Source organism: Fructilactobacillus cliffordii (genome assembly GCF_024029355.1).
GTDB classification, from domain to species: Bacteria; Bacillota; Bacilli; order Lactobacillales; family Lactobacillaceae; genus Fructilactobacillus; species Fructilactobacillus cliffordii.
Map to the genome: position 1 here is coordinate 941,072 of NZ_CP097117.1, position 26,986 is coordinate 968,057.

The 26,986-nt window shown below is 46.5% G+C and carries 18 protein-coding genes, 5 rRNA genes and 2 riboswitches; of the genes, 15 read left to right on the forward strand and 8 right to left on the reverse strand.

Annotated features, from left to right (window positions below):
* The first annotated feature begins 1 nt into the window (after window position 1).
* Window positions 2-373 carry a PaaI family thioesterase gene (locus tag M3M38_RS04660; protein ID WP_252813721.1) on the forward strand — a complete coding sequence of 124 codons (372 nt, stop codon included), beginning with the start codon at window positions 2-4 and terminating at the stop codon, window positions 371-373.
* Window positions 374-432: 59 nt separating this feature from the next.
* On the opposite strand, the gene M3M38_RS04665 is transcribed toward M3M38_RS04660, so the two are convergent.
* Genes M3M38_RS04665 through M3M38_RS04675 form a run of 3 tightly spaced genes read right to left on the reverse strand, consistent with a single transcriptional unit; the run spans window position 433 to window position 2,942 of the window.
* The gene (locus tag M3M38_RS04665) at window positions 433-870 is read right to left on the reverse strand and encodes a hypothetical protein (RefSeq protein ID WP_252813722.1); all 438 of its coding nucleotides are present in this window, start codon (window positions 868-870) and stop codon (window positions 433-435) included.
* Window positions 871-882: 12 nt separating this feature from the next.
* Window positions 883-1,539 (reverse strand): energy-coupling factor transporter transmembrane component T family protein, encoded by a 657-nt coding sequence (locus tag M3M38_RS04670; RefSeq protein ID WP_252813723.1) that lies wholly within the window; start codon window positions 1,537-1,539, stop codon window positions 883-885.
* Window positions 1,539-2,942, reverse strand: a complete 1,404-nt coding sequence (locus tag M3M38_RS04675) for an ABC transporter ATP-binding protein (RefSeq protein WP_252813724.1) — start codon at window positions 2,940-2,942, stop codon at window positions 1,539-1,541. Before M3M38_RS04675 ends, M3M38_RS04670 begins: the two co-directional genes overlap by 1 nt.
* A gap of 56 nt (window positions 2,943-2,998) precedes the next feature.
* Window positions 2,999-3,092: riboswitch (TPP riboswitch) on the reverse strand.
* A 173-nt stretch (window positions 3,093-3,265) separates the two neighbouring features.
* Between M3M38_RS04675 and M3M38_RS04680 the strand changes: the two genes are divergently transcribed.
* A complete protein-coding gene (locus M3M38_RS04680; RefSeq protein ID WP_252813725.1) occupies window positions 3,266-3,808 on the forward strand; it encodes a biotin transporter BioY in 543 nt (180 codons plus the stop codon).
* 47 nt (window positions 3,809-3,855) lie between these two features.
* Here M3M38_RS04680 and recA read toward each other — a convergent pair whose 3' ends face one another.
* Window positions 3,856-4,971 (reverse strand): recombinase RecA, encoded by a 1,116-nt coding sequence (gene recA / locus M3M38_RS04685; protein ID WP_252766599.1) that lies wholly within the window; start codon window positions 4,969-4,971, stop codon window positions 3,856-3,858.
* 234 nt (window positions 4,972-5,205) lie between these two features.
* Here recA and M3M38_RS04690 point away from each other — a divergent pair, with 234 nt between their 5' ends.
* The 3 genes from M3M38_RS04690 to M3M38_RS04700 are packed head-to-tail and all read left to right on the forward strand — an operon-like array spanning window position 5,206 to window position 7,675.
* Window positions 5,206-6,639 carry an APC family permease gene (locus M3M38_RS04690; protein WP_252813726.1) on the forward strand — a complete coding sequence of 478 codons (1,434 nt, stop codon included), beginning with the start codon at window positions 5,206-5,208 and terminating at the stop codon, window positions 6,637-6,639.
* A gap of 15 nt (window positions 6,640-6,654) precedes the next feature.
* Complete coding sequence (locus M3M38_RS04695; RefSeq protein ID WP_252813727.1) at window positions 6,655-7,362, forward strand: AzlC family ABC transporter permease; 708 nt, start codon at window positions 6,655-6,657, stop codon at window positions 7,360-7,362.
* On the forward strand, window positions 7,349-7,675 hold the full coding sequence (locus tag M3M38_RS04700) for an AzlD domain-containing protein (RefSeq protein ID WP_252813728.1): 327 nt from the start codon (window positions 7,349-7,351) through the stop codon (window positions 7,673-7,675). Before M3M38_RS04695 ends, M3M38_RS04700 begins: the two co-directional genes overlap by 14 nt.
* Window positions 7,676-7,738: 63 nt before the next feature.
* On the opposite strand, the gene M3M38_RS04705 is transcribed toward M3M38_RS04700, so the two are convergent.
* The 3 genes from M3M38_RS04705 to M3M38_RS04715 form a co-directional block, all read right to left on the reverse strand.
* Window positions 7,739-7,918 carry a hypothetical protein gene (locus M3M38_RS04705; RefSeq protein ID WP_252813729.1) on the reverse strand — a complete coding sequence of 60 codons (180 nt, stop codon included), beginning with the start codon at window positions 7,916-7,918 and terminating at the stop codon, window positions 7,739-7,741.
* Window positions 7,919-7,930: 12 nt separating this feature from the next.
* Window positions 7,931-8,455, reverse strand: a complete 525-nt coding sequence (locus M3M38_RS04710) for a GNAT family N-acetyltransferase (protein WP_252766604.1) — start codon at window positions 8,453-8,455, stop codon at window positions 7,931-7,933.
* A gap of 70 nt (window positions 8,456-8,525) precedes the next feature.
* A complete protein-coding gene (locus M3M38_RS04715) occupies window positions 8,526-9,716 on the reverse strand; it encodes a thiolase family protein (RefSeq protein ID WP_252813730.1) in 1,191 nt (396 codons plus the stop codon).
* A 97-nt stretch (window positions 9,717-9,813) separates the two neighbouring features.
* Here M3M38_RS04715 and M3M38_RS04720 point away from each other — a divergent pair, with 97 nt between their 5' ends.
* The 8 genes from M3M38_RS04720 (at window position 9,814) to ppk1 (ending at window position 21,110) form a co-directional block, all read left to right on the forward strand.
* Window positions 9,814-10,353: a hypothetical protein gene (locus M3M38_RS04720; protein ID WP_252813731.1), complete on the forward strand. Its 540-nt coding sequence runs from the start codon at window positions 9,814-9,816 to the stop codon at window positions 10,351-10,353.
* Window positions 10,354-10,665: 312 nt separating this feature from the next.
* Window positions 10,666-12,241 (forward strand): 16S ribosomal RNA (locus M3M38_RS04725).
* A 213-nt stretch (window positions 12,242-12,454) separates the two neighbouring features.
* Window positions 12,455-15,370: ribosomal RNA gene (locus M3M38_RS04730) — 23S ribosomal RNA — on the forward strand.
* Window positions 15,371-15,440: 70 nt separating this feature from the next.
* Window positions 15,441-15,557, forward strand: a 5S ribosomal RNA gene (gene rrf, locus M3M38_RS04735).
* The 16S, 23S and 5S rRNA genes sit together here, the layout of an rRNA operon.
* A 277-nt stretch (window positions 15,558-15,834) precedes the next feature.
* Complete coding sequence (locus M3M38_RS04740) at window positions 15,835-16,695, forward strand: MetQ/NlpA family ABC transporter substrate-binding protein (protein WP_252766607.1); 861 nt, start codon at window positions 15,835-15,837, stop codon at window positions 16,693-16,695.
* Window positions 16,696-16,707: 12 nt separating this feature from the next.
* Window positions 16,708-17,433 carry a gamma-glutamyl-gamma-aminobutyrate hydrolase family protein gene (locus M3M38_RS04745; RefSeq protein WP_252766608.1) on the forward strand — a complete coding sequence of 242 codons (726 nt, stop codon included), beginning with the start codon at window positions 16,708-16,710 and terminating at the stop codon, window positions 17,431-17,433.
* A gap of 148 nt (window positions 17,434-17,581) precedes the next feature.
* Complete coding sequence (locus M3M38_RS04750) at window positions 17,582-18,997, forward strand: DUF2252 domain-containing protein (RefSeq protein WP_252766609.1); 1,416 nt, start codon at window positions 17,582-17,584, stop codon at window positions 18,995-18,997.
* Window positions 18,987-21,110 (forward strand): polyphosphate kinase 1, encoded by a 2,124-nt coding sequence (gene ppk1 / locus M3M38_RS04755; RefSeq protein ID WP_252813732.1) that lies wholly within the window; start codon window positions 18,987-18,989, stop codon window positions 21,108-21,110. The genes M3M38_RS04750 and ppk1 overlap by 11 nt, the downstream gene beginning before the upstream one ends.
* Before the next feature lie 48 nt (window positions 21,111-21,158).
* On the opposite strand, the gene M3M38_RS04760 is transcribed toward ppk1, so the two are convergent.
* Complete coding sequence (locus tag M3M38_RS04760; protein WP_252795036.1) at window positions 21,159-21,695, reverse strand: folate family ECF transporter S component; 537 nt, start codon at window positions 21,693-21,695, stop codon at window positions 21,159-21,161.
* Between the two features lie 42 nt (window positions 21,696-21,737).
* Window positions 21,738-21,835, reverse strand: a riboswitch (THF riboswitch).
* A gap of 389 nt (window positions 21,836-22,224) precedes the next feature.
* On the opposite strand from M3M38_RS04760, the gene M3M38_RS04765 reads away from it, so the two are divergent.
* Together M3M38_RS04765 and M3M38_RS04770 are read left to right on the forward strand one after the other, a co-directional pair.
* Window positions 22,225-23,800: ribosomal RNA gene (locus M3M38_RS04765) — 16S ribosomal RNA — on the forward strand.
* A gap of 213 nt (window positions 23,801-24,013) precedes the next feature.
* Window positions 24,014-26,929: ribosomal RNA gene (locus M3M38_RS04770) — 23S ribosomal RNA — on the forward strand.
* The last annotated feature ends 57 nt before the right edge of the window (window positions 26,930-26,986 follow it).

Here is a 26,986-nt window from a genome sequence, read left to right on the forward strand (position 1 = left end):
CGTGAATTTACTTGAATTATTAAACATCCAAACGGAGCTGGTAACGCCCAAGCGGGTGGTGCTCACGCTGGATGTAACCGAACAGGACCAGCAACCCTATGGCTTGATGCACGGCGGGATTAGCTGTGTACTGGCGGAAACGGCGGCCAGTATCGGCGCCAATCAACTGCTGGGTGAACACGAAGCAGCCGTGGGCGTCAACATTGAAACGCATCATCTGAAAGCCGTGCGTACGGGCTTAATTACGGCCGTGGCGACGCCGCTGCAGCAGGGACATCGTCTCCAGGTGTGGCAAGTAAACGTGCAGTACCACGACCAGTTGGTCAGTACCAGCACCGTCACGTTAACCAAGCAATCGTTAGGCGCCCAATAGTCTTATTTTAGCAAATTCTGGCAGGTTGCTTGGGCTTGTAACTAAAATTTAATCCAGTTCTAGGAATCCCATTGTGCCAGTTGGCCGGATAACGCGGCGCTCAACGCCATGGCTAGTGGATGGGGCGTCGGTAAATAAAGTTGGATAAGCGCTTGCTGATTCAGCTTAATTTCAAAGTAGTTGGAAATGCCAATCGTTCCGTTCACACCAGCAATCTGGAGGAGTTGGGGTTGCCACAGTTCTTCTTTAGGAACGGCAGCTAGGACGGGCGGAAAGTTCGAAGCTGCGTGCTCCATTTCAATCACAAATAGCGCGGGTTGCCATACGACGGGATTTTGGAACAACTTGGTTAACCATTTCTGGGTGGTTGTGTAATCAGGCAGCTGACTGTACTGACCCTGATAGGCGCGGGCTAAGTCGACAATGGCAGCAGGATTGATGTGTTGCTGGTGCAGGTATCCTTCAATCAGGGCAGCGGCGGTTTGTTGCTTATTCATGGAGATTACCTCCTAGGCCGGAGTGAGAAAGAGCACTAGTTGGACCAGGACGAGTGCACCAACTAGTGTAATCCAGTCACGGTTTGTGACGCGGATGGGCGTGGCAAAGGTCCGCGGTTGATCTTCCACAAATCCTTGTGATTCCATGGCACGGGCGAGGTGATTGGACCAACCGAGGGCCACGACTAAGGCCTTAAAGTAAATCGTGGGTCCCCACGGATGTAATACCTGACCGCGCATGTTACCGCTGGCGCGGATGACTTGGAGTTCTTGTTGAAACCGCGGGACTAGGTTGATGGCGGCTAAGACCCCGTACACAAACTTGGACGGGACGTGCGCATTTTGTTCCAGGGCTTGGGCTAACTGGATCATTGGAGTGGTTAGGGAAAAACGCAAGCCGAGGTACACGTAGGCGTAGAGCCGGGTGAAGAGCACGGTTCCCATGTAGAGACCATTTGTTCCGTAATAAAGTTGTGAGAAGAAAATCCCAAGCGCGGGCAGTAGGGCAATTAGGCTAAACGTGAGGACCTTCTTGAGCTGCCGACTTTGTTTCCAAATTAGATAACCAAGGCAGACGATAATCAGAACTAAATTAATGGTTAGGTTCGGAATCAGTGAGATTTCAAAGGCAATTAGAACAATTAAAAGTAATTTTAAGGCAGGATTCATTAGTCGGCCTCCTGGTAGGTAAACGTGTGCTCGGCAAGCTGTAAGTGATAATCGTAAAAGTGGGGAATGGCAAAGCGCTGGTGACTAATCACCAGTAATTGCTGCTCGGATCCCTGGTATTGTTGCTTTAACAACGCTTGCACGGTGGCCACGGAAGCTTGATCGAGACCGGCAAATGGCTCGTCCAGAAGCAGCAGTTGGGGATTACGAATCAACATCACCAGAATTTGGAGCTTTTTCTGTTGGCCCCCACTGAGGGTGTAAACGCTCTGTCGCTCGTGGCCTTCGAGGTGTAATTGGTGCAGGGCCTGTTCCACTGTCTCAGTGTTCCATGTGGAACATTGGCTGGTTTTGAGTGCCAACTCTAACTCTTCGGCAACGGTCACCCGTAGGAATTGATCGGGAGCTGATTGAAAAACCAGTCCGAGTCGGTCGTAGTAACGTTTGTTTTTGATTTTTTGAATGTTTTGTTGCTTTAGGGTGATTTGCCCGGCATACTTCTGTAGTTTGCTCAGGCTCCGAATTAAAGTTGATTTCCCGCTTCCGCTTGGTCCAGTGATCAGGGTGCAACCAGCTGGGATTTCTAGTTCCGGAACTGAAAGTAATGGGGTTTGTCCGTACCAAATTTGATAGTCTTGGAGCCGAAAAAGTGCATCCTGAGGATCAGGAAGCGAGAAGCGTTGCTTGAGTTGCCGGCGGTTGGCAAATAATTCCGCCTGCGCCGCTGTCGACAACAAATGAAGCTCGTGTTTGTTAGCATCGACCGTGACCACGTGATTTACCAGGTCCTGATACCCGGTTAGATCGTGGTCGGAAACGATGATGGTTTTGCCGTGCTCCGTCTGAAGTTGGTGCAATTGTTGCAAAATGTCACGTTTGGATTGCGGATTAATGCTGGCAAATGGTTCGTCCAGCAGAAAAATGGCGGGATCGAGCGCTACCATCGTAGCCAAAATGGCCTTTTGCTTTTCACCTCCAGAGAGGGAGAGGACCTTGCGCTCGGCTAAAGCTTCAATGTGACAAAATTCCAGCGCTGCCTGGATCTTAGCCGGAATCTCCGCTGGATCCGTTTGCTGATTTTCTAGGGCAAACTGGAGCTCACCGGCAACTGTCTGCATGACAAACTGTTGGTTGGGATCCTGTAGCATCATGCTAACGGTCTTAGACCGTTGGGCTGCCGGTAATTCCGGGAGCGACTGATGTTGTAACGTAATTTCACCCTGGTAGGGTTGGTCACTGAGCCCGGCCATCAATTCTAAGATGGTGGATTTTCCGCAACCGGATGGGCCGCTTAAGAGCCAAAACTGGCCGGTTGGAATTTCTAACTGAACGTCGTGAAACAGGGGTTCAGTTTGATTCGGATATTTAAAACTAAAATGATGCAGTGTGACTGCTGATTCCATAGCTTCCTCCACGAAAAAACCGCCCTCCAAAAATGGGGGACGGTTGAATTTTTTGCGACAACTGTGTGTCAGGTTACCTCCGCTAGCATTACCTAGATCAGGTTCAACGGGTATTATCTCAGCCGTAAATGGGCACCCCAGCTATTCGATTAGGTTAAGTATACCAGATTTTGGCTGGTGGTCGGGCAGCAAAAGTGACATTTAGCTGAAACTGTTTGCCCGAAAAGAGTGGTTTTAATCCATTGAACTTAATTGGGGTGGGCAAAGTTAGCCTAATTTGGCACAATCAGAAACAGACTACTTGTAAAGGATGAAAATTATTTATGAAGCTGAAAGAAATGACTTATTGTGCCCTGATGATTGCAATCATTGCCTGTTTAGGACTGATTCCGTTAATCACGATTCCTTTTTTACCCGTGCCGATCTCCTTTCAAACGGCGGGGATCATGCTAGCCGGGTCCTGTTTGGGCCGGAAACTCGGGTTTTGGAGCGTCACGCTCTTTTTACTGCTCGTGGCAGTCGGATTACCGTTGTTAGCGGGTTTTCGCGGGGGAGTTGGGGTCTTTTTTGGATCCACCGCTGGTTATCTCATTAGCTGGCCGTTTTGTGCCTACGTAATTGGCTGGTTAGTGAAGCACCTACACCGCATTCCGTTATTCTGGCGCTTTGCAGTTGCCAACTTACTAGGTGGAATGCTACTGATGAACCTCGTGGGCGCCGGCTATCTGGCTTGGCAAAGTAACTTACCGTTTACCCAGGTGCTTGTTAGCAGTCTGGTCTTTTTACCCGGTGATGCCTTAAAAGCGTTGGTCGTGGCGGTCGTAGCGGATCAATTGGCCCGGCACCGCTTGTCACCTCATTTTTAGGTCAAACCAAAAAGAGCTCCTTCGTTTGGAAGGGGCTCTTCGCAACTCTAGACGTCTAAATCGGTTTCTTCTGATTTAGTTGAAGTGTTGGTTGTAGCTGTTTCTTTAGCATTATCTTTTACGGCATCTTTTTCTGCTTCTGGGTCTTCTTTTTCAATCCCGTAAGCGACTCGGACCTTGTGGGTTAATTCATCCACGAGTTCTGGTTTTTCCTTCAGGTTAGCCACGGTCTTGTTCAATCCCTGACCGAGTCGTTCTTCTCCATAGGAGTACCAGGATCCGGACTTGTTAATGATATCCTTATCCACGGCTAGGTTCACCATGTCGGCAACTGGTTCGATTCCGTGCCCAAAACTCATTAACGTGTCAACGGTCTTGAATGGTGGCGCCACCTTATTCTTAGCCACTTTGATCTTGGTTTCTTTTCCCACGACCTCTTGGCCTTCCTTAGATTGCTTACTACCGCTTACCCGCAAGCGAACACTGGAGTAGAACTTCAGAGCCCGACCACCGGGAGTGGTTTCGGGATTTCCAAACATGACTCCGACTTTTTCTCGAAGTTGGTTGATGAAAATCACGACGGTCTTGGTTTTATTGATGTTAGCGGTTAATTTCCGCAAAGCCTGTGACATTAACCGGGCTTGGAGTCCTACGTGGGAATCACCAATGTCACCTTCAATCTCGGATTTCGGGACTAACGCAGCCACGGAGTCTACCACCACGAGGTCGATGGCTCCAGAACCAATTAGGGCGTCTGCAATTTGCAGGCCTTCCTCACCGGTTCCGGGCTGGGACAGCAATAGGTCATCAATGTTAACCCCGAGCGCCTTAGCGTACTCCGGATCCATCGCGTTTTCGGCATCGATGTAGGCAGCAGTACCACCGTTTTTTTGCAATTCGGCAACGGCCTGCAGGGCAATGGTGGTCTTCCCGGAAGATTCAGCTCCAAAAATTTCCACAACCCGACCGCGGGGGAATCCACCAATTCCTAAGGCAATATCTAGGGAGAGAATCCCCGTGGAAATGGCCTCAACGTTGGAATTAGGGGTTTCACCCATCCGCATGATGGCTCCAGTTCCGAATTCTTTTTTGATTTGTTTTAAAGCTTTGTCAAGTTCAGCTTGACGAGCATCTTGCGCGCTCTTTTTTGAATTTGTGGCCATTCAAAGCACCCTTTCTGTTTGACGTGAACGTATGTTTGGTTCCTCGATAATAATTATTCTACGCTATTAAGTACGAAATTCCAACCGAAAACGGTTCAGTTTTAAGCTAATTAACGGAAATATTTTGACTGGATCCCCGTTAATTATAACTTATTTGGAAAAATGTGTATCTTTGCAAAAAATTAACTATTATAATGAGTCAATAATTAATCAGTTTGGCTAAGGAGGTTTTTTATGAATAAAATTTGGGAACGGATTACCCGGAAGGCATCTGCCCAAGGCTTGTTAGATCAAGATTCTCGCCTCGAACCCCATATGACAACGAAGGATTTGCTGGGGTTGGGACTAGGAATGGTGGTTGGAACCGCTATCTTTACTCTACCTGGAATTGTGGCAGCGGAACATACGGGGCCTGCGGTAGCTTTAGCCTTCCTCGTCGGCGGAATTGGTGCGGGACTCGCAGCGTTAGCCTATGCCGAAATGGCAGCGACGTTACCGGTGGCCGGATCGGCCTTTTCCTGGATTAGCGTGTTGTTTGGCGAAGGGTTTGGCTGGATTGCCGGGTGGCTAATGTTATCCGAATACTTTTTGGCAATTACCTTTGTGGCATCCGGATGGTCAGCTTACGTCCAGGGTTTTTTAGGGGAGTTTGGGATTCACCTCCCGTCGTACCTAGCCTCAGGGTATAACCCGAAAACAGGTGGGGTCTTTGACCTTTTTGCCGCGCTTTCGATTATCTTAGTTAGTCTGCTGTTAAGCCGCAAAATGGCGGGGGTTAACAGGTTAGAAAATGTGCTAGTAATTCTTAAGGTGGCTGTGGTTGTGATGTTCATTGTGGTCGGATTGACTGCCATTCACCCCGCTAACTATCATCCGTTTATTCCGGCTCACCGTCCAGGCACGGCCTTTGGAGGCTTTACCGGAATCTTAGCCGGAGCAGCGCAGGTCTTTGTGGCCTACGGAGGCTTTGACGTGATTGCATCGAATACTGCGGAAACCAAGGATCCCGGTAAGAACATGCCCCGCGGGATTCTAGGGACGTTAATCATCGGGAGTCTGTTGTTTGTGGGCGTTTCCCTGGTCCTCGTCGGAATGTTCAAGTACAGCACTTACGCTGGCAATGCCGAACCGTCGGCCTGGGCCTTGCGGCAAACGGGGCATCTGTTGACTGCTAACTTACTCTCGTTAGTGGCCATTGTGGGAATCTTTGCCTCACTAATTGGAACTCAATTAGCCAGTTCGCGGTTAGTGTATGCCTTTGGACGGGACGGCTTACTGCCCCGGAAATTAGGACGCGTAAACAAAAAACACAACCCGGCAAACGCCCTCTTAGTGGTTACCATTGCCGCCGTGTTGGTTGGGGCAATGCTACCGTTCACGTTCCTGGCTAACTTGGTTTCTGCTGGAACCTTAATTTCCTTTATGTTCGTTTCACTAGGAATCTACGCGCTTCGGCCGCGGGAAGGTAAGGATTTACCGGTTCCGAAGTTCCGGATGCCATTATATCCGGTACTTCCTGCCTTGTCAGCGCTAGTTTCGTTTGTGATTTTTTGGGAATTAAGTAATGACGCTAAGTTATTGACGCTAGCCTGGTTCGTCATTGGATTGTTAATCTACATTTTTTACGGCGCTCGTCATTCGAAAACGGCAGACAGTCAATCTGAGTAAGGAGGGGTCTAGTTCGTGAAGAATGATTTGAGTGCTCGGGCGGGATTTAAGGATACAATTCCGACCCTTTCCGGTTACATTGGCGTGGGTCTGGCATTTGGGATTGTTGCCAAAGCAGCCGGTCTCAACGTCTTAATGATTACGCTAATGTCAGCCATTACGTATTCAGGAGCGGCTCAGTTTGTGATTGTCAGCATGTTGTTAGCGGGAAGTTCATTTTCTGCCATCGTGCTCTCGGTCTTTTTACTGTCGGCCCGGATGTTACTGATGGGGATGACAGTGGCGCCGTTCATGAAAAAGGAATCGTTATTTCGCAACGTTATCATTGGTTCATTGCTGACTGATGAAACCTTTGCCTTGAGTATGAACAAGTTAAATTACACTAACCGCCAGTTATCCTTTGATTGGCTCAATACCTCCAACCTGGTGGCGTATCTAACTTGGATCATTTCTTCTGGAATTGGGGGAGCGTTAGGCAGTTTGGTTCCCAATCCCAATCAATTTGGGCTGGACTTTGCCTTCATCGCGATGTTTATTGGGTTATTATACCTGCAAGTGGCGGCAGATCGAACTATTGATCGCCGGCTTCAAGTTATCATGATTCTGATTACGCTGGTCTTAGTCTACGTTGGAATGATTTTTGTCCCGAGCAACTTGTTGTTAATTCTAGTGACCTTGATTGGGTGCGGATTGGGGGTGTTGTTGAAACATGCTTTCTTTTAAATTTGTCCTGCTGGTTATCATTGGCTGTGGAGTGGTGACCTGGCTGAATCGGGTTATTCCATTTTTACTGTTAAAACGGTTTGAACTACCGATGGCAGCGGTCGAATTCCTCAGTTTTGTCCCGGTGGTGATTATGGCGGCCCTCTGGTTTACTGGTTTATTTCACCAACACCTCGGGCAGCTGCCGACTTTGGACTGGCAAAATCTGGTAGTCTCCGTGCCCACGGTGATTTCAGCCGTTGTTAGTAAAAACTTGTTGGTCATTGTAGCAGTGGGCATTGTTTCCCTGGCCATAATTCGGTTCGTAGTTTAATTTATTAATTACTAACAAAAAATAACTCCGAAAGTCAATCAACTTTCGGAGTTATTTTTTGGTCTAGAAGATTAACGTACACCAGCCAAGCACTAGCAACAGCAAGATGATCAGCAGGATCACCAGCCTGGTGACTTGCGTTTGGGGATGATGCATTAGGACCCAAATTAAGGCTGCCATCGTTACTAATAGAGCCGTGCTGATCATGATAATTAATTTCCACATTACTGCCGTAGTTCCCATGGCTTGATTCTCCTAGTGTATTTCGATTTGGTAAGCAAATCGGTCGTCTTCTTCAATCTTGGTTCGGATGATGCCCCGTTTGGTGAAGCCACTGTTTACGATGATGTGTTGCATTCCTTTATTTTTCGGATGAGTGTCGATTCTGACATCTTTGAAGCCGAGTAGTCCGGAAATGGTGAGCAGACCACTAATTAATTTGTAAGCAAGTCCTTGGCCCCGATAGTTATTAGAAACAGCAACCCGATGAATGGCAGAGTAGTGGGCTTCTGAACCGTGTTCCCATTCTCCTTCTTCCATTTCAAGGTAGTCTGGGTCAATTCCCAGGTGGAGGGTGGCGGAACCAGCCACTTTACCATCGACTTCTAAGACGTAGGCAATTCCGTTGTCGACGTCGCGCTTTATGTCGTCGCGCGAAGGATATGATCCCTGCCACTGGTCAATTCCTTGTTCCTTCAGGAAATATCTTCCAGCGTTAATGATGTCGCTGATCGCATCCAAATCCTTTTCAGTTGCTTTACGAACGTAAATACAAGTCATAATCAAACACTCCCTTACTATTTTTAAGTCAACGATTTTCCATTATAAAGAATTGCGGTGACAATGACAACTACGATTGTACCGTTGGGAGGTGCAGACTAAATGCCATTGCCATGCCACCTCCGATGCAGAGGGTTGCCAAACCACGCTGTTGGTTAGTTCGTTGTAAGTTATGAATCAAGGTGGTGAGAATGCGAGCTCCTGAATCTCCGAGTGGGTGACCGAGGGCAATTGCTCCCCCAGAAACGTTAAGTTTGTCAGGATCAATCTTTAAATCACGAGCAACGGCCACGCTTTGGGAGGCAAAAGCTTCGTTGAGTTCGACTAAATCAAAGTCATTTATGTCAGCATCCGTTTTGTCGAGAAGCTTGTGAACGGCATAGAAGGGCGCGTAACCCATAATTTGGGGATCACATCCGGCTTCGGCGTAATCATCAAGGATCGCTAATGGGGTGAGGTCCAGCCCATCTGCTCGCTCAGCTGACATTAAAAGCAGGGCAGAGGCACCATCATTGAGGCTGGCTGCATTCCCGGCAGTGACAGTTCCTTTATTAGCAAAAGCAGGCCGGAGCTTACCTAGTTTGTCGAGGCTAGTATCGGTCCGAATTGTTTCATCAGTTGTAATGGTCACGTCCTCTTTTTTATGGTGAATCGTAACGGGAACGATTTCTGCAGCAAAAGTTTGGTCCGCAGTCGCTTGAGCTGCTTGTTGGTGGGAGCGCAGAGCAAATTGATCCTGTTCTGATCGAGAAACGTGGAAACGTTCGGCAACCGTTTCGGCCGTCGTTCCCATTGGCTGATGACTATCAGCATCGTTGAGACCATCACTTTCGATGCTGTCTTCGAGGGTGAAGCCCCCGAACTGATGGCCCCCGCGGACTTGCCGGTTGAGGTAGGGAGCATTGGACATACTTTCCGTTCCACCGACAATGACAACGTCGCAATCGCCAGTTTGAATCGCAGTTTGTCCCATTCGAACGGCCTTCATCCCTGAACCACAAACCTGATTGATGGTACAGGCGGTACTGCTAGCAGGAATCCCACTGTTTAGTTCAATTTGACGCGCCACGTTTTGGCCCCCGCCGGCTTGAATCACGTTACCAAAGATGACTTGGTCAATTTGATTGGCTGCAAGTCCACTATCTGCCAAAACGGCTTTGGTAACAATTGTTCCTAGTTCAACGGAGGTCAGCTGACTGAGTTGGCCGTTAATCTTGCCAATTGGGGTTCGTTTGGCGCTAATCACTGCAACTTGTTTCATAATCTCTCACTCCTTGGTTGAATGAATTTGGGGATTAGCTATGTTATCGAGAGCACTTTTGATAGTATAATTGATGAGACGAAAGGATGATAGTTATATGGATAAAATGGAACAATTTCAAGCGGTTGGCAAAGAAATTGACCAGTGGCTGGAACAAATTATGCAAGAACCAGACGTTGCGCAGTTAAACCCGGCACAACAACAAGATTTAGCTACTATTATTGATAGCTTTGTGGAAATTGCGGTCGTCGGATTAGGCAAACAACCGGAGCAATGGGATGATCAATTGGTGGGTGAGGTAATGTTCTCCCGGTTTGTCGTTTTATTAGAAAAAGACGATCAGACTCAGAAACTGTATGATTTGATTCCTTTCGCTTTGAAAAAGTTATTTGGTTATTTGGGTGCCCAAAAAAAGTTGCCCAATGCTTCGCATCTGACTGATTGGGTTAACATTAACGCGAAGGGTTTACAGTCTTTGTACAATCCTAAGTTCGATGATTTTTACCGGGACTTAGTTGCCGCCATGCGGCGTGAAGGAATTGATGTGAAAGACCATCAGGCCGTGGATGACTTTACTAAATTATATCTAAAACAGCATCCACAGGCAGGAATTGAACTTTATACAGATCAAGATTAGTGAAATTTGACTTAATTTGACCAAAATGGTTGACATTGGTCGCTTAGCCTGATATATTAATTCCTGTTGCTAATTAAGCAATGTTCATCAAGCTGATTTAATTAAATTAAGTCCTTGACTTGATTGGCTAAAACGTGCTATGATAATTAAGTTGTCAAGTAATTGATGACCGGGTAGTTCTTTGAAAACTGAACAAGATTTTGATTACAAAAAGTGTAAGGAATTTTTAAACTAGCGTTTAAAAATTAAACATTTGCGAAGTCAATTCGCTTAAGAAACAAATAATAAAGTAGAGCTAGTAAAGTTCTCATTTAAAATGAGAGTTTGATCCTGGCTCAGGACGAACGTTGGCGGCGTGCCTAATACATGCAAGTCGAACGCGGTCTCCTAAATGAAATGAAGTGCTTGCACAGATTTGACTTTAGATTGGACCGAGTGGCGAACTGGTGAGTAACACGTGGGTAACCTGCCCAGAAGTCGGGGATAACACCTGGAAACAGATGCTAATACCGGATAACAACTAAAACCACATGGTTTTAGTTTGAAAGCTGGCTTTTATGCTAGTGCTTTTGGATGGACCCGCGGCGTATTAGCTAGTTGGTGAGATAATGGCTCACCAAGGCGATGATACGTAGCAGACCTGAGAGGGTAATCTGCCACAATGGGACTGAGACACGGCCCATACTCCTACGGGAGGCAGCAGTAGGGAATCTTCCACAATGGACGAAAGTCTGATGGAGCAACGCCGCGTGAGTGAAGAAGGGTTTCGGCTCGTAAAACTCTGTTGTTAGAGAAGAACGACTGTGAGAGTAACTGCTCACGGCGTGACGGTATCTAACCAGAAAGTCACGGCTAACTACGTGCCAGCAGCCGCGGTAATACGTAGGTGGCAAACGTTGTCCGGATTTATTGGGCGTAAAGCGAGCGCAGGCGGTTTTTTAAGTCTGATGTGAAAGCCTTCGGCTTAACCGAAGAAGTGCATCGGAAACTGGGAAACTTGAGTGCAGAAGAGGACAGTGGAACTTCATGTGTAGCGGTGAAATGCGTAGATATATGAAGGAACACCAGTGGCGAAGGCGGCTGTCTAGTCTGCATCTGACGCTGAGGCTCGAAAGCATGGGTAGCAAACAGGATTAGATACCCTGGTAGTCCATGCCGTAAACGATGAATGCTAGGTGTTGGGAGGTTTCCGCCTCTCAGTGCCGAAGCTAACGCATTAAGCATTCCGCCTGGGGAGTACGACCGCAAGGTTGAAACTCAAAGGAATTGACGGGGACCCGCACAAGCGGTGGAGCATGTGGTTTAATTCGATGCTACGCGAAGAACCTTACCAGGTCTTGACATCTTCTGTTAGCCTAAGAGATTAGGTGTCCCCTTCGGGGGCAGAATGACAGGTGGTGCATGGTTGTCGTCAGCTCGTGTCGTGAGATGTTGGGTTAAGTCCCGCAACGAGCGCAACCCTTGTCTTTAGTTGCCAGCATTGAGTTGGGCACTCTAGAGAGACTGCCGGTGATAAACCGGAGGAAGGTGGGGATGACGTCAAATCATCATGCCCCTTATGACCTGGGCTACACACGTGCTACAATGGACGGTACAACGAGTTGCGAAACCGCGAGGTCAAGCTAATCTCTTAAAGCCGTTCTCAGTTCGGATTGCAGGCTGCAACTCGCCTGCATGAAGTTGGAATCGCTAGTAATCGTGGATCAGCATGCCACGGTGAATACGTTCCCGGGTCTTGTACACACCGCCCGTCACACCATGAGAGTTTGTAACACCCAAAGTCGGTTGGATAACCGTTAGGAGTCCGCCGCCTAAGGTGGGACAGATGATTAGGGTGAAGTCGTAACAAGGTAGCCGTAGGAGAACCTGCGGCTGGATCACCTCCTTTCTAAGGAAAAATACGGAACCTTACACCGATCAAAGTCTTGTTTAGTTTTGAGAGGATTACTCTCAAACTTAGTTCTTTGAAAACTAGATAATATTATTTTCTGTAAGAATTATATTGATTGATATAATTTTAACCGAGAAAACCATTGTGTAATTTGAGTTTTTTAATGTGTTTAATCGCTAAACTCAATAATTTATAATCCGTCGGATTATAGGTTAAGTTAGAAAGGGCGCATGGTGAATGCCTTGGTACTAGGAGCCGATGAAGGACGGAACTAACACCGATATGCTTCGGGGAGCTGTAAGTAAGCTGTGATCCGGAGATTTCCGAATGAGGAAACTCGATTAGGGTAATGACTAATCACTACGTAGTGAATTCATAGCTACGCAGAGGCAGACGTGGGGAACTGAAACATCTAAGTACCCACAGGAAGATAAAGAAATTTCGATTCCCAAAGTAGCGGCGAGCGAACTGGGAATAGCCCAAACCGAACCTTCGTGGTTCGGGGTTGTAGGACTGAACATTTGAGTTACAAAAGAATTTGATAGCTGAAGCAGTTGGGAAGCTGCACCAAAGAGAGTGATAGTCTCGTAAGCGAAATTGAATTCCCTCAGTTCAGGATCCTGAGTACGGCGCCACACGTGAAACGGCGTCGGAATCTGGGAGGACCATCTCCCAAGGCTAAATACTCCCTAGTGACCGATAGTGAACCAGTACCGTGAGGGAAAGGTGAAAAGCACCCCGGAAGGGGAGTGAAATAGTTCCTGCAACCATGTGCCTACAAGCAGTCAGAGCCCGTTAAGGGGTGATGGCGTGCCTCTTGTAGAATGAACCGGCGAGTTACAGTTGCATGCAAGGTTAAGCCGAAGAAGCGGAGCCGCAGCGAAAGCGAGTCTTAAGAGGGCGAATTAGTATGTTGCCGTAGACCCGAAACCAGGTGATCTATCCATGTCCAGGATGAAAGTGCGGTAATACGCACCGGAGGTCCGAACCCGTGTACGTTGAAAAGTGCTGGGATGAGGTGTGGATAGCGGTGAAATTCCAAACGAACTTGGAGATAGCTGGTTCTCTCCGAAATAGCTTTAGGGCTAGCCTCGGAATTAGAATCATGGAGGTAGAGCCACTGTTTGAGCGAGGGGTCCGTCTTGGATTACTGAGTTCAGATAAACTCCGAATACCATTGATTTATGTCCGGGAGTCAGACGATGAGTGATAAGATCCATCGTCGAAAGGGGAACAGCCCAGACCGCCAGTTAAGGTCCCTAAATATATGCTAAGTGGAAAAGGAAGTGGAGTTGCTTAGACAACTAGGATGTTGGCTCAGAAGCAGCCACCATTTAAAGAGTGCGTAATAGCTCACTAGTCGAGTGATTCTGCGCCGAAAATTTACCGGGGCTAAGCATATTACCGAGACTGCGGACGCAACTACGTTGCGTGATAGGAGAGCGTTCTAAGGGCAATGAAGGCAGACCGGAAGGACTGTTGGAGCGCTTAGAAGTGAGAATGCCGGTATGAGTAGCGAAAGACCAGTGAGAATCTGGTCCACCGAATGACTAAGGTTTCCTGGGGAAGGCTCGTCCACCCAGGGTTAGTCGGGACCTAAGCCGAGGCTGAGAAGTGTAGGCGATGGATAACAGGTTGAGATTCCTGTACTAGTTAATTATGTTGGAACGATGGAGGGACGCAGAAGGCTAGGTTGAGCATCCGGCTGGAAAAGGATGTTTAAAACGTAAGTCAGGTAAGGAGTGAAATGCTTCTGACCGGGTTGACAAGCGTTGATGAGGATCGAAATTAAAGTAGAGAAGCAACCGATGTCACGCTGCCGAGAAAAGCTTCTAGTGAGTAATTAACTACCCGTACCGCAAACCGACACAGGTAGTCGAGGAGAGAATCCTCAGGTGAGCGAGAGAACTCTCGTTAAGGAACTCGGCAAAATGACCCCGTAACTTCGGAAGAAGGGGTGCTGACCGTCAGGTCAGCCGCAGTGAAAAGACTCAAACGACTGTTTATCAAAAACACAGGTTTATGCAAAATCGTAAGATGAAGTATATGGGCTGACGCCTGCCCGGTGCTGGAAGGTTAAGTGGAAAGGTTAGCTTCGGCGACGCCTCGAAATGAAGCCCCAGTAAACGGCGGCCGTAACTATAACGGTCCTAAGGTAGCGAAATTCCTTGTCGGGTAAGTTCCGACCCGCACGAAAGGCGTAACGATTTGAGTACTGTCTCAACGAGAGACTCGGTGAAATTAAGATACCTGTGAAGAAGCAGGTTACCCGCGACAGGACGGAAAGACCCCATGGAGCTTTACTGTAGCTTGATATTGGGTGTTTACATAGCTTGTACAGGATAGGTAGGAGCCATTGAAACCGGGACGCTAGTCTCGGTGGAGGCACCCGTGGGATACTACCCTTGCTATGTGAACACTCTAACCCTGAGCACTCATCGTGCTCGGAGACAGTGTCTGGTTGGCAGTTTGACTGGGGCGGTCGCCTCCTAAATAGTAACGGAGGCGCTCAAAGGTTTGCTTAGAATGGTTGGAAATCATTCTGTAAGTGTAAAGGCAGAAGCAAGCTTGACTGCGAGACAGACAAGTCGAGCAGGGACGAAAGTCGGACTTAGTGATCCGGTGGTACCGTATGGAAGGGCCATCGCTCAACGGATAAAAGCTACCCTGGGGATAACAGGCTTATCTCCCCCAAGAGTTCACATCGACGGGGAGGTTTGGCACCTCGATGTCGGCTCATCGCATCCTGGGGCTGTAGTTGGTCCCAAGGGTTGGGCTGTTCGCCCATTAAAGCGGTACGCGAGCTGGGTTCAGAACGTCGTGAGACAGTTCGGTCCCTATCCGTCGCGGGCGCAGGAAATTTGAGAGGAGCTGTCCCTAGTACGAGAGGACCGGGATGGACATACCGCTGGTGTATCAGTTGCGCCGCCAGGCGCACCGCTGAGTAGCTATGTATGGATGAGATAAACGCTGAAAGCATCTAAGTGTGAAACTCGCCTCAAGATGAGATTTCCCATTCCTATATGGAAGTAAGACTCCTGAAAGATGATCAGGTCGATAGGTTAGAAGTGGAAGCGTAGCGATACGTGCAGCGGACTAATACTAATCAGTCGAGGACTTAACCAAGGAAAGCACAATGGTAGAATCGGAAGAAAATAATATTAGCTAGTTTTGAGGGAACGAAGTTCACTCAGAGTGTGGTGGCGATAGCCTAAAGGATACACCTGTTCCCATGCCGAACACAGCAGTTAAGCTTTAGCACGCCAAAAGTAGTTGGGGGATCGCCCCCTGCGAGGATAGGACGTTGCCACGCGCGGTAAAGGCACTTTCGAAGCAATTCGAAGGTGCCTTTTTTTGTGCACAATATTACTGGGGTAATTTCAAAAGCTTGGCATTAATAGAAATAATTATTTATCACGAAATAAGGCAAAATTGATGGTTAAATCAAGTAAACAGCAGATTCTTCTCATATACTAATTAATTTAGCAAAACTATTAGCAATGCAATTAATTGACTATTAGTAAGTGCTATGCTTAAATTGGCTATAATTGTAAATTTTTCATTAATTTTAAAAAGGGGGAGAATTACAAATGAAAAAAGCGTGGAAATGGATTATCGGAATTGCCGTTGTGGCGGTCATCGCTGGCTTAGGTTTTTATCAATTTGGGGGACATAGCAACCAACAAAAAACGGTTACCATCGGTTCATATGGTCCTGATACCCAGGTCTGGGAATACATTGCCAAGTTACCAGAAACCAAGAAAGCTGGGATTAATTTGCAGGTGAAGGATTTCTCTGATGGAGTTAGCTTGAATAAGGCTACGATTCAAGGACAAGTGGACGTGAATGCCTTCCAAATGGAAAGTTACTTGAAGTACTTTAACGAACACAGTAACAAGGGTAAACTGGCTATTTTAGGAACCACCTACTTGGAGCCCATGGGAATTTACTCTCGGCAGTACAAATCAGTGAAGGAAATTCCGAACGGAGCAACGATTGCGATTTCAAATAATCCAGCCAACACATCTCGGAGCTTGAAGCTCTTACAAAGTGCGGGTTTAATCACCTTGAAGGGTGAACCAAAAGCTGGTTTGTACAGCTTACAGAACGTTGGCGAAAATCGGAAAGATTTGAAGTTCCAAGAAGTTGATGATCACACCGGCCCTCGTTTATTACAAGATAAAAACGTGGCAGCGGTCTTAATTGGAAACACGATGGCGTTACAAAGTCATTTAAACGTGAAAAAAGATGCCATTTACCACGAAAAATTGGATCAATCAACGAAGGGTAACATTAACGTGATTGCCACGGCCGAAAAGAACAAAAACAAGCCGGAATACAAGAAGTTAGTGAAGTTATACCACAGTAAAGCCGCCCAACGTTACATCGAAAAGAAGTTCTCTGGAACTAAGATTGACGTTGATAAACCAGTTAGCTACTTTGATAATTAGGGGGTTGTTAGTGTGAAAGTTGGAATTGCGGCCAATATTAATCGCATTAAAACCGATAACTTTAACCTTGATTATGCTAATTACACGGCTCGCGTTTTTATTGACGTTTTGCGGAAACACGATGTCGTTCCTGTGATCATCCCGATGGCTAGTCCCGAAATGATTCCCGATTACGTTGATATAATTGACGGACTAATTATTCCAGGAGGACAAGACGTGCACCCGCAACTCTTTTCCGAAAATTCTGTTCAAGCAGATGAAGCTCATTATCTCCCGCATGATCGCTGGGAAATGGGTTTAATTGAAGAAATGATGCGGCAACATAAGCCGATTCTGGGGATTTGTCGCGGCCTGCAAATCATTAATGTGGCATTAGGCGGTAGTTTGCACCAAGACGTTGCCACTGATTTTCCTAGTTCTGAGATTGAACACGTGGAATTTAACCAGCCACAGGCGGAAATTCATGAAATTGCGGTTGATACGGACAGCGGCATTGCCCATGCAATGGGGACTAATCCCCAGGTCAACTCCATTCATCACCAAGCATTGAAACAAGTGGCAGCACCATTACACGTCACTGCTCGTGCTACAGATGGAGTAATTGAAGCAGCTGAAAATGATGATGCAACTGTTGTTGGAGTTCAATGGCATCCTGAGTTAATGTGGGAGGTTGACCATCGCGATGAACAACTCTTTTTAGACTTCTTTGCTCGGATTCAAAAACAATTAGAACAATAATCAGTAAATGTGTCCCGAATTAACGCGGGGTACATTTTTTTATTTGGACGATAAAAATTTAATTGTCCTAATTTAAGTTCCTTACATCGCTTGTGATTGTTATAATAAAGTTAGTAAATCTGCTAGGCAGAGAAAGGAACCATTTCCAATGAGCAAAGATAAAAAAAGTAAAAAAATTAACCAAAAAAGTTTAGTCCCTTATGAATTTAACCAGATGGATATTACCACTAAAACGAGTACGGAACTAATTGCGGAGGGGCAACGACTTGGATTAGACCAGGAATATGGCAGGATTGCTGATTACAAACCCCACAAACGGGACGTCGAAAAAATTATGGACGTTCGGAATTCGCTTTTGTACAAAAAGCTCCTTAATTTAAAGCGAGAACGGATGTCTGAATCCGCCTTCGCGTTCTTCCGGGGCACGGTTGATATTATGAATCATGACCTAGATTTGAATTCTAATAGTGGGATTAAAACCTTAATTGGAGGTGACGCCCACATCGGAAATTTTGGTTACTATGGTTCTGCTGAAGGCCAATTACTGTTTGATATGAATGATTTCGATGAATCACACATTGGTTATTGGGATTATGACGTCAAGCGACTACTAGTTAGTGCCTTATTAGTGGCTAAACAACAAGGTTTTGACATCAAAAAAGACGTTAATCCTTTCCTACATAAGGTGATGAAAACCTACATACGCTCCCTGATTCATTTGAACCAATTACCAGCCATGGAACGGTTCATTGCGCCGAATACCTTGGAAAACATTGCATCAGCTTTTAACGTGGTACACGATGATCGGGATAAATTTGATAAATCATTCACAAAGATTGTTAGCAAAACGGTTAAAAAGGCCGTCCGCAGTAATTCTGATTACGCGGTACAAAAATATACTGAGGTGGTGGACGGTAAGCGGCACTTCATTGAAAATGATCCAGTGACAAAGCACGTTGGAGCCAAAACCTACGAACGTTTGGTAAATGGTTATTACGATTATCGCCATCATGCTCGCAGTGACGTGCACCAATTTTTATCCGAATTTCACATTGTTGATATCGTGCGCCACAGCGTGGGTGTGGGTAGTGTGGGGACTTTGTGCTACCTGCTTTTGCTAGAAAATAGTAATGGCGACTACCTAGTGCTACAGATTAAGCAGGCCCTGCCGATTTATCAAAATGCAGAAATTTACTTTAACAAGCACCATTCTTCTGGAGAGGAAATTGTGAAATGCCAACGAATTCTACAGAGTTCTTCAGACCGGTTCTTAGGTTACTTTGATACTAAAAATTACAGTTTTTATGTCCGGCAGTTCAAGGATATGAAGGGTTCTGTGAAGTTAAACAAACTGGATTGGCCGGCTTACCGGGACTATGTATCTGTTTGTATGAACCTGTTAGCCCGGGCGCATAGTCGTTCTTCCACGTTTCCCATGGTCATTGGATATCTCCAAAGCCAAACGTGGATGGATCGGGCCTTTGTCAACTTTGCCAACCAATATGTAAAACAAGTAGAACTGGATTACCAGACGTTTATTAAGGGGGAAAAAGATGGCAAGTGAGTTTAACTATCACGGCAAATGCTATAACCGCGATTTAAGTTGGTTGCTGTTTAATCGTCGGGTAATTGAACTGGCTAATGAAACGACGACTCCGTTTTTAGATCGCTTCCGATTTTTGGCAATTGCCGCCAATAATCTGGATGAATTTTATAGCGTGCGGGTGCCCAGTTTACAAAGTCAGATGGAAGTTACTAATGACAAGATTGAAAAGAAGTCGGGACTGCACTATTCCAAAATTTTAAAGCAACTCCACAAGCGGAATGAAAAAAACTTTAAGATTCAATACAGTTACTTCAAGAGTTTAAGTGAACAATTACCGGTTGAGGGATTGGGCAAAATTACCACTTACAAAGAACTGGATGATCACCAACGCGAAAAGGCTGATCAAGTTTTCGATCAACGAATTCTGCCGTTCTTAATATCGACCACTTACGAAAACAACTATAACTTAGATTACTTAAAAAACAAACGGATGGCATTAGCCGTCAAGATGAAGTTGAAAGGAAAGCACGCAATTAGAATCGTGCCGGTTCCATTAGAAATTCGGCGAACAATTCGTTTACGGGTTGAGGATCAGACCATTTATCTACGGGTTGAAGATTTAATTCGTAATAATTTGAATACTCTGTTTGATGACGGTAAGGTGGAAGATATTTTGACCTTCCGGATTAGTCGGGATTTGGATGCATCTTTGGATGTTGATAAAGACGACAATAATCATGATACGGTTAAAAACCTGCGACACTACTTGGCTGACCGGGAACGCGGTCGGATCACCTTACTGGCTGTTGAGGATTTACCGGACGTCAGTCATAAGTTTTTGCTGGAATTTTTGAAGAAGTTTCGAATCGATGAACAAGCACTTTACCGAATCCCAGGTCCACTGGATTTAACTTTCTTGTTCCCATTGTTAAAATCATGGGAAAAGGAGAAACCGCAGCTAGTTTATCCAGATTTTCAAGCGCAGGAATGGCCGGATCAACGTTCCATGCTGCAGTATTTACAGGAACATGACTTGTTATTGCAATATCCAGATGATTCGTTTGACCAATTCTTGACCTTTTTACGGGAAGCAATTGCTGATCCGAAAACGGTGGCAATTAAGCAAACCATCTATCGGGTGGCCAACAATTCTAAGGTCATTGACTTACTTAAAGAAGCGGCCCAAAAAGGGATTGAGGTTACCGTGATGATTGAATTGCGGGCTCGGTTTGACGAAGCCAATAACCTCAAGGTGACGGGAGAACTGGAGGATGCCGGTTGTAACATCATCTTTGGGAAGAAATACATGAAGGTTCACAGTAAGACTTGCTTGGTTCTGACCAAGGATGGGGCAGATCCAGAGGGGTACGTTCAGATTGGAACTGGAAATTACAATGAGTCAACGGCCAAGGGCTTTGTCGATTTAAGCCTCTTTTCTAGTCGTAAGGACTACGTGAGCGACTTAGCTTCATTCTTTAATTACCTGGAACAACCTGGGGCTAACCCACCAAAATACAAAGTCCTAGCAGCTTCTCCGCATCGAATTGAGGATATGGTGATTCAGAACATTCAAAAGGTGAAGGAATACTACCAACGCACCGGTCGGGGACACGTTTTCTTGAAAGTTAATTCACTGACGGATGTGGACGTGATTGCCGCCATTTACGATGCAGCGAGTGTCGGTGTGCCGTTCCGCTTAATCGTGCGGGGGGCTTGTTGTCTGGAACTAGGGGTCTGTGGTCCTAAAGAAAACATCGTGGTTTCTAGCATTGTGGGTCAATTCCTGGAACATAGTCGAATTTATGCCTTCTATGATGAAGGGACTGCTCTCTGGATTTCTTCAGCTGATTTAATGACCCGGAACATGGATAATCGGGTAGAATTAGCGGCTCCTGTTTTGGATCCACAGATGCACCAGGTCTTGGAGCACATTATTGCCGTTTATGATCAAGATGATGTGGACGGCTTCTTTATGAACAAAGGGGGCAAGTACTTTAAGTATGAAAGTCCAAAGGGACATTCTGCCCAACAAATCTTTTTAAAAGAATTAGCTGTACAACCCCAACCGAAGAATCAGTTGCAATTAGCTTGGGATCGATTATTGAACTGGTGGCAACAACGCAAAGCGTAAATTAAATAAAAAAGATCCGGAGCTACCACCAATAGCTTCGGATCTTTTTTATTTAAAAATAGTTGGTTTTAAATTTTGAATGGTTCGATTATTCAGGACCCAGTATAATAGGACCGTTTGAATCGGGAAGGAAATTAAGTTTTTCCCGAGCCGGACCCCGAAGAAATATGAGAACGGGGTGTGGGCAATAATCGAAACCCACCACGAATTCAAAATTAGGTTAATGAAGACAGTAATGAGAGCAACGACGATGATGACGCGGGGCCAACTAATCCGTTTTTGCTGGAAAAAACCAATACTGTAAATTAAACTAACTAAAATTGCGGAAAGGGCAAACCCCGGAAAATAAGGTTGTCCGCTAAAGAGGGTTGAGATGAAATCAACAATTACAGCAACCCCGGTGGACCAGAACGGTCCGTACCATTTGGCGATTAAAGCAATTACAATAAAGGTAAAGGAGAACTGGACACTACTACTGCCGATTACAAAGCGACCAACGATAATCTCGATCGCCATTAGAATGGCAAGGTAGGTCATTCCCTTTAAACTGAGAGGACGAAGTCCCCACTTCCGTAAAAAATTCAATTTGACATCTCCTGACTGGAGCTGCCACCAAATGGTGAGGTTAGTGGCGAATGCGGAAATAACATCGCAAGCGACTTGCTTTTCGTCCGGCGTTCACATTCCGTTCCGCCGGCACTTAACGCGTTAAATCCTACTCCAAAAAAATTTTAGTTGTACTCAAACCGTACTTTTTTAATATACCATACTTTAGTTAGTTAGGTTGTGGGGGTAAAATTAAAATATTTTGACTTAATTTGACCAAAATGGTTGACATTGGTTGCTTAGCCTGATATATTAATTCCTGTTGCTAATTAAGCAATGTTCATCAAGCTGATTTAATTAAATTAAGTCCTTGACTTGATTGGCTAAAACGTGCTATGATAATTAAGTTGTCAAGTAATTGATGACCGGGTAGTTCTTTGAAAACTGAACAAGATTTTGATTACAAAAAGTGTAAGGAATTTTTAAACTAGCGTTTAAAAATTAAACATTTGCGAAGTCAATTCGCTTAAGAAACGAATAATAAAGTAGAGCTAGTAAAGTTCTCATTTAAAATGAGAGTTTGATCCTGGCTCAGGACGAACGTTGGCGGCGTGCCTAATACATGCAAGTCGAACGCGGTCTCCTAAATGAAATGAAGTGCTTGCACAGATTTGACTTTAGATTGGACCGAGTGGCGAACTGGTGAGTAACACGTGGGTAACCTGCCCAGAAGTCGGGGATAACACCTGGAAACAGATGCTAATACCGGATAACAACTAAAACCACATGGTTTTAGTTTGAAAGCTGGCTTTTATGCTAGTGCTTTTGGATGGACCCGCGGCGTATTAGCTAGTTGGTGAGATAATGGCTCACCAAGGCGATGATACGTAGCAGACCTGAGAGGGTAATCTGCCACAATGGGACTGAGACACGGCCCATACTCCTACGGGAGGCAGCAGTAGGGAATCTTCCACAATGGACGAAAGTCTGATGGAGCAACGCCGCGTGAGTGAAGAAGGGTTTCGGCTCGTAAAACTCTGTTGTTAGAGAAGAACGACTGTGAGAGTAACTGCTCACGGCGTGACGGTATCTAACCAGAAAGTCACGGCTAACTACGTGCCAGCAGCCGCGGTAATACGTAGGTGGCAAACGTTGTCCGGATTTATTGGGCGTAAAGCGAGCGCAGGCGGTTTTTTAAGTCTGATGTGAAAGCCTTCGGCTTAACCGAAGAAGTGCATCGGAAACTGGGAAACTTGAGTGCAGAAGAGGACAGTGGAACTTCATGTGTAGCGGTGAAATGCGTAGATATATGAAGGAACACCAGTGGCGAAGGCGGCTGTCTAGTCTGCATCTGACGCTGAGGCTCGAAAGCATGGGTAGCAAACAGGATTAGATACCCTGGTAGTCCATGCCGTAAACGATGAATGCTAGGTGTTGGGAGGTTTCCGCCTCTCAGTGCCGAAGCTAACGCATTAAGCATTCCGCCTGGGGAGTACGACCGCAAGGTTGAAACTCAAAGGAATTGACGGGGACCCGCACAAGCGGTGGAGCATGTGGTTTAATTCGATGCTACGCGAAGAACCTTACCAGGTCTTGACATCTTCTGTTAGCCTAAGAGATTAGGTGTCCCCTTCGGGGGCAGAATGACAGGTGGTGCATGGTTGTCGTCAGCTCGTGTCGTGAGATGTTGGGTTAAGTCCCGCAACGAGCGCAACCCTTGTCTTTAGTTGCCAGCATTGAGTTGGGCACTCTAGAGAGACTGCCGGTGATAAACCGGAGGAAGGTGGGGATGACGTCAAATCATCATGCCCCTTATGACCTGGGCTACACACGTGCTACAATGGACGGTACAACGAGTTGCGAAACCGCGAGGTCAAGCTAATCTCTTAAAGCCGTTCTCAGTTCGGATTGCAGGCTGCAACTCGCCTGCATGAAGTTGGAATCGCTAGTAATCGTGGATCAGCATGCCACGGTGAATACGTTCCCGGGTCTTGTACACACCGCCCGTCACACCATGAGAGTTTGTAACACCCAAAGTCGGTTGGATAACCATTTGGAGTCCGCCGCCTAAGGTGGGACAGATGATTAGGGTGAAGTCGTAACAAGGTAGCCGTAGGAGAACCTGCGGCTGGATCACCTCCTTTCTAAGGAAAAATACGGAACCTTACACCGATCAAAGTCTTGTTTAGTTTTGAGAGGATTACTCTCAAACTTAGTTCTTTGAAAACTAGATAATATTATTTTCTGTAAGAATTATATTGATTGATATAATTTTAACCGAGAAAACCATTGTGTAATTTGAGTTTTTTAATGTGTTTAATCGCTAAACTCAATAATTTATAATCCGTCGGATTATAGGTTAAGTTAGAAAGGGCGCATGGTGAATGCCTTGGTACTAGGAGCCGATGAAGGACGGAACTAACACCGATATGCTTCGGGGAGCTGTAAGTAAGCTGTGATCCGGAGATTTCCGAATGAGGAAACTCGATTAGGGTAATGACTAATCACTACGTAGTGAATTCATAGCTACGCAGAGGCAGACGTGGGGAACTGAAACATCTAAGTACCCACAGGAAGATAAAGAAATTTCGATTCCCAAAGTAGCGGCGAGCGAACTGGGAATAGCCCAAACCGAACCTTCGTGGTTCGGGGTTGTAGGACTGAACATTTGAGTTACAAAAGAATTTGATAGCTGAAGCAGTTGGGAAGCTGCACCAAAGAGAGTGATAGTCTCGTAAGCGAAATTGAATTCCCTCAGTTCAGGATCCTGAGTACGGCGCCACACGTGAAACGGCGTCGGAATCCGGGAGGACCATCTCCCAAGGCTAAATACTCCCTAGTGACCGATAGTGAACCAGTACCGTGAGGGAAAGGTGAAAAGCACCCCGGAAGGGGAGTGAAATAGTTCCTGCAACCATGTGCCTACAAGCAGTCAGAGCCCGTTAAGGGGTGATGGCGTGCCTCTTGTAGAATGAACCGGCGAGTTACAGTTGCATGCAAGGTTAAGCCGAAAAAGCGGAGCCGCAGCGAAAGCGAGTCTTAAGAGGGCGAATTAGTATGTTGCCGTAGACCCGAAACCAGGTGATCTATCCATGTCCAGGATGAAAGTGCGGTAATACGCACCGGAGGTCCGAACCCGTGTACGTTGAAAAGTGCTGGGATGAGGTGTGGATAGCGGTGAAATTCCAAACGAACTTGGAGATAGCTGGTTCTCTCCGAAATAGCTTTAGGGCTAGCCTCGGAATTAGAATCATGGAGGTAGAGCCACTGTTTGAGCGAGGGGTCCGTCTTGGATTACTGAGTTCAGATAAACTCCGAATACCATTGATTTATGTCCGGGAGTCAGACGATGAGTGATAAGATCCATCGTCGAAAGGGGAACAGCCCAGACCGCCAGTTAAGGTCCCTAAATATATGCTAAGTGGAAAAGGAAGTGGAGTTGCTTAGACAACTAGGATGTTGGCTCAGAAGCAGCCACCATTTAAAGAGTGCGTAATAGCTCACTAGTCGAGTGATTCTGCGCCGAAAATTTACCGGGGCTAAGCATATTACCGAGACTGCGGACGCAACTACGTTGCGTGATAGGAGAGCGTTCTAAGGGCAATGAAGGCAGACCGGAAGGACTGTTGGAGCGCTTAGAAGTGAGAATGCCGGTATGAGTAGCGAAAGACCAGTGAGAATCTGGTCCACCGAATGACTAAGGTTTCCTGGGGAAGGCTCGTCCACCCAGGGTTAGTCGGGACCTAAGCCGAGGCTGAGAAGCGTAGGCGATGGATAACAGGTTGAGATTCCTGTACTAGTTAATTATGTTGGAACGATGGAGGGACGCAGAAGGCTAGGTTGAGCATCCGGCTGGAAAAGGATGTTTAAAACGTAAGTCAGGTGAGGAGTGAAATGCTTCTGACCGGGTTGACAAGCGTTGATGAGGATCGAAATTAAAGTAGAGAAGCAACCGATGTCACGCTGCCGAGAAAAGCTTCTAGTGAGTAATTAACTACCCGTACCGCAAACCGACACAGGTAGTCGAGGAGAGAATCCTCAGGTGAGCGAGAGAACTCTCGTTAAGGAACTCGGCAAAATGACCCCGTAACTTCGGAAGAAGGGGTGCTGACCGTCAGGTCAGCCGCAGTGAAAAGACTCAAACGACTGTTTATCAAAAACACAGGTTTATGCAAAATCGTAAGATGAAGTATATGGGCTGACGCCTGCCCGGTGCTGGAAGGTTAAGTGGAAAGGTTAGCTTCGGCGACGCCTCGAAATGAAGCCCCAGTAAACGGCGGCCGTAACTATAACGGTCCTAAGGTAGCGAAATTCCTTGTCGGGTAAGTTCCGACCCGCACGAAAGGCGTAACGATTTGAGTACTGTCTCAACGAGAGACTCGGTGAAATTAAGATACCTGTGAAGAAGCAGGTTACCCGCGACAGGACGGAAAGACCCCATGGAGCTTTACTGTAGCTTGATATTGGGTGTTTACATAGCTTGTACAGGATAGGTAGGAGCCATTGAAACCGGGACGCTAGTCTCGGTGGAGGCACCCGTGGGATACTACCCTTGCTATGTGAACACTCTAACCCTGAGCACTCATCGTGCTCGGAGACAGTGTCTGGTTGGCAGTTTGACTGGGGCGGTCGCCTCCTAAATAGTAACGGAGGCGCTCAAAGGTTTGCTTAGAATGGTTGGAAATCATTCTGTAAGTGTAAAGGCAGAAGCAAGCTTGACTGCGAGACAGACAAGTCGAGCAGGGACGAAAGTCGGACTTAGTGATCCGGTGGTACCGTATGGAAGGGCCATCGCTCAACGGATAAAAGCTACCCTGGGGATAACAGGCTTATCTCCCCCAAGAGTTCACATCGACGGGGAGGTTTGGCACCTCGATGTCGGCTCATCGCATCCTGGGGCTGTAGTTGGTCCCAAGGGTTGGGCTGTTCGCCCATTAAAGCGGTACGCGAGCTGGGTTCAGAACGTCGTGAGACAGTTCGGTCCCTATCCGTCGCGGGCGCAGGAAATTTGAGAGGAGCTGTCCCTAGTACGAGAGGACCGGGATGGACATACCGCTGGTGTATCAGTTGCGCCGCCAGGCGCACCGCTGAGTAGCTATGTATGGATGAGATAAACGCTGAAAGCATCTAAGTGTGAAACTCGCCTCAAGATGAGATTTCCCATTCCTATATGGAAGTAAGACTCCTGAAAGATGATCAGGTCGATAGGTTAGAAGTGGAAGCGTAGCGATACGTGGAGCGGACTAATACTAATCAGTCGAGGACTTAACCAAGGAAAGCACAATGGTAGAATCGGAAGAAAATAATATTAGCTAGTTTTGAGGGAACGA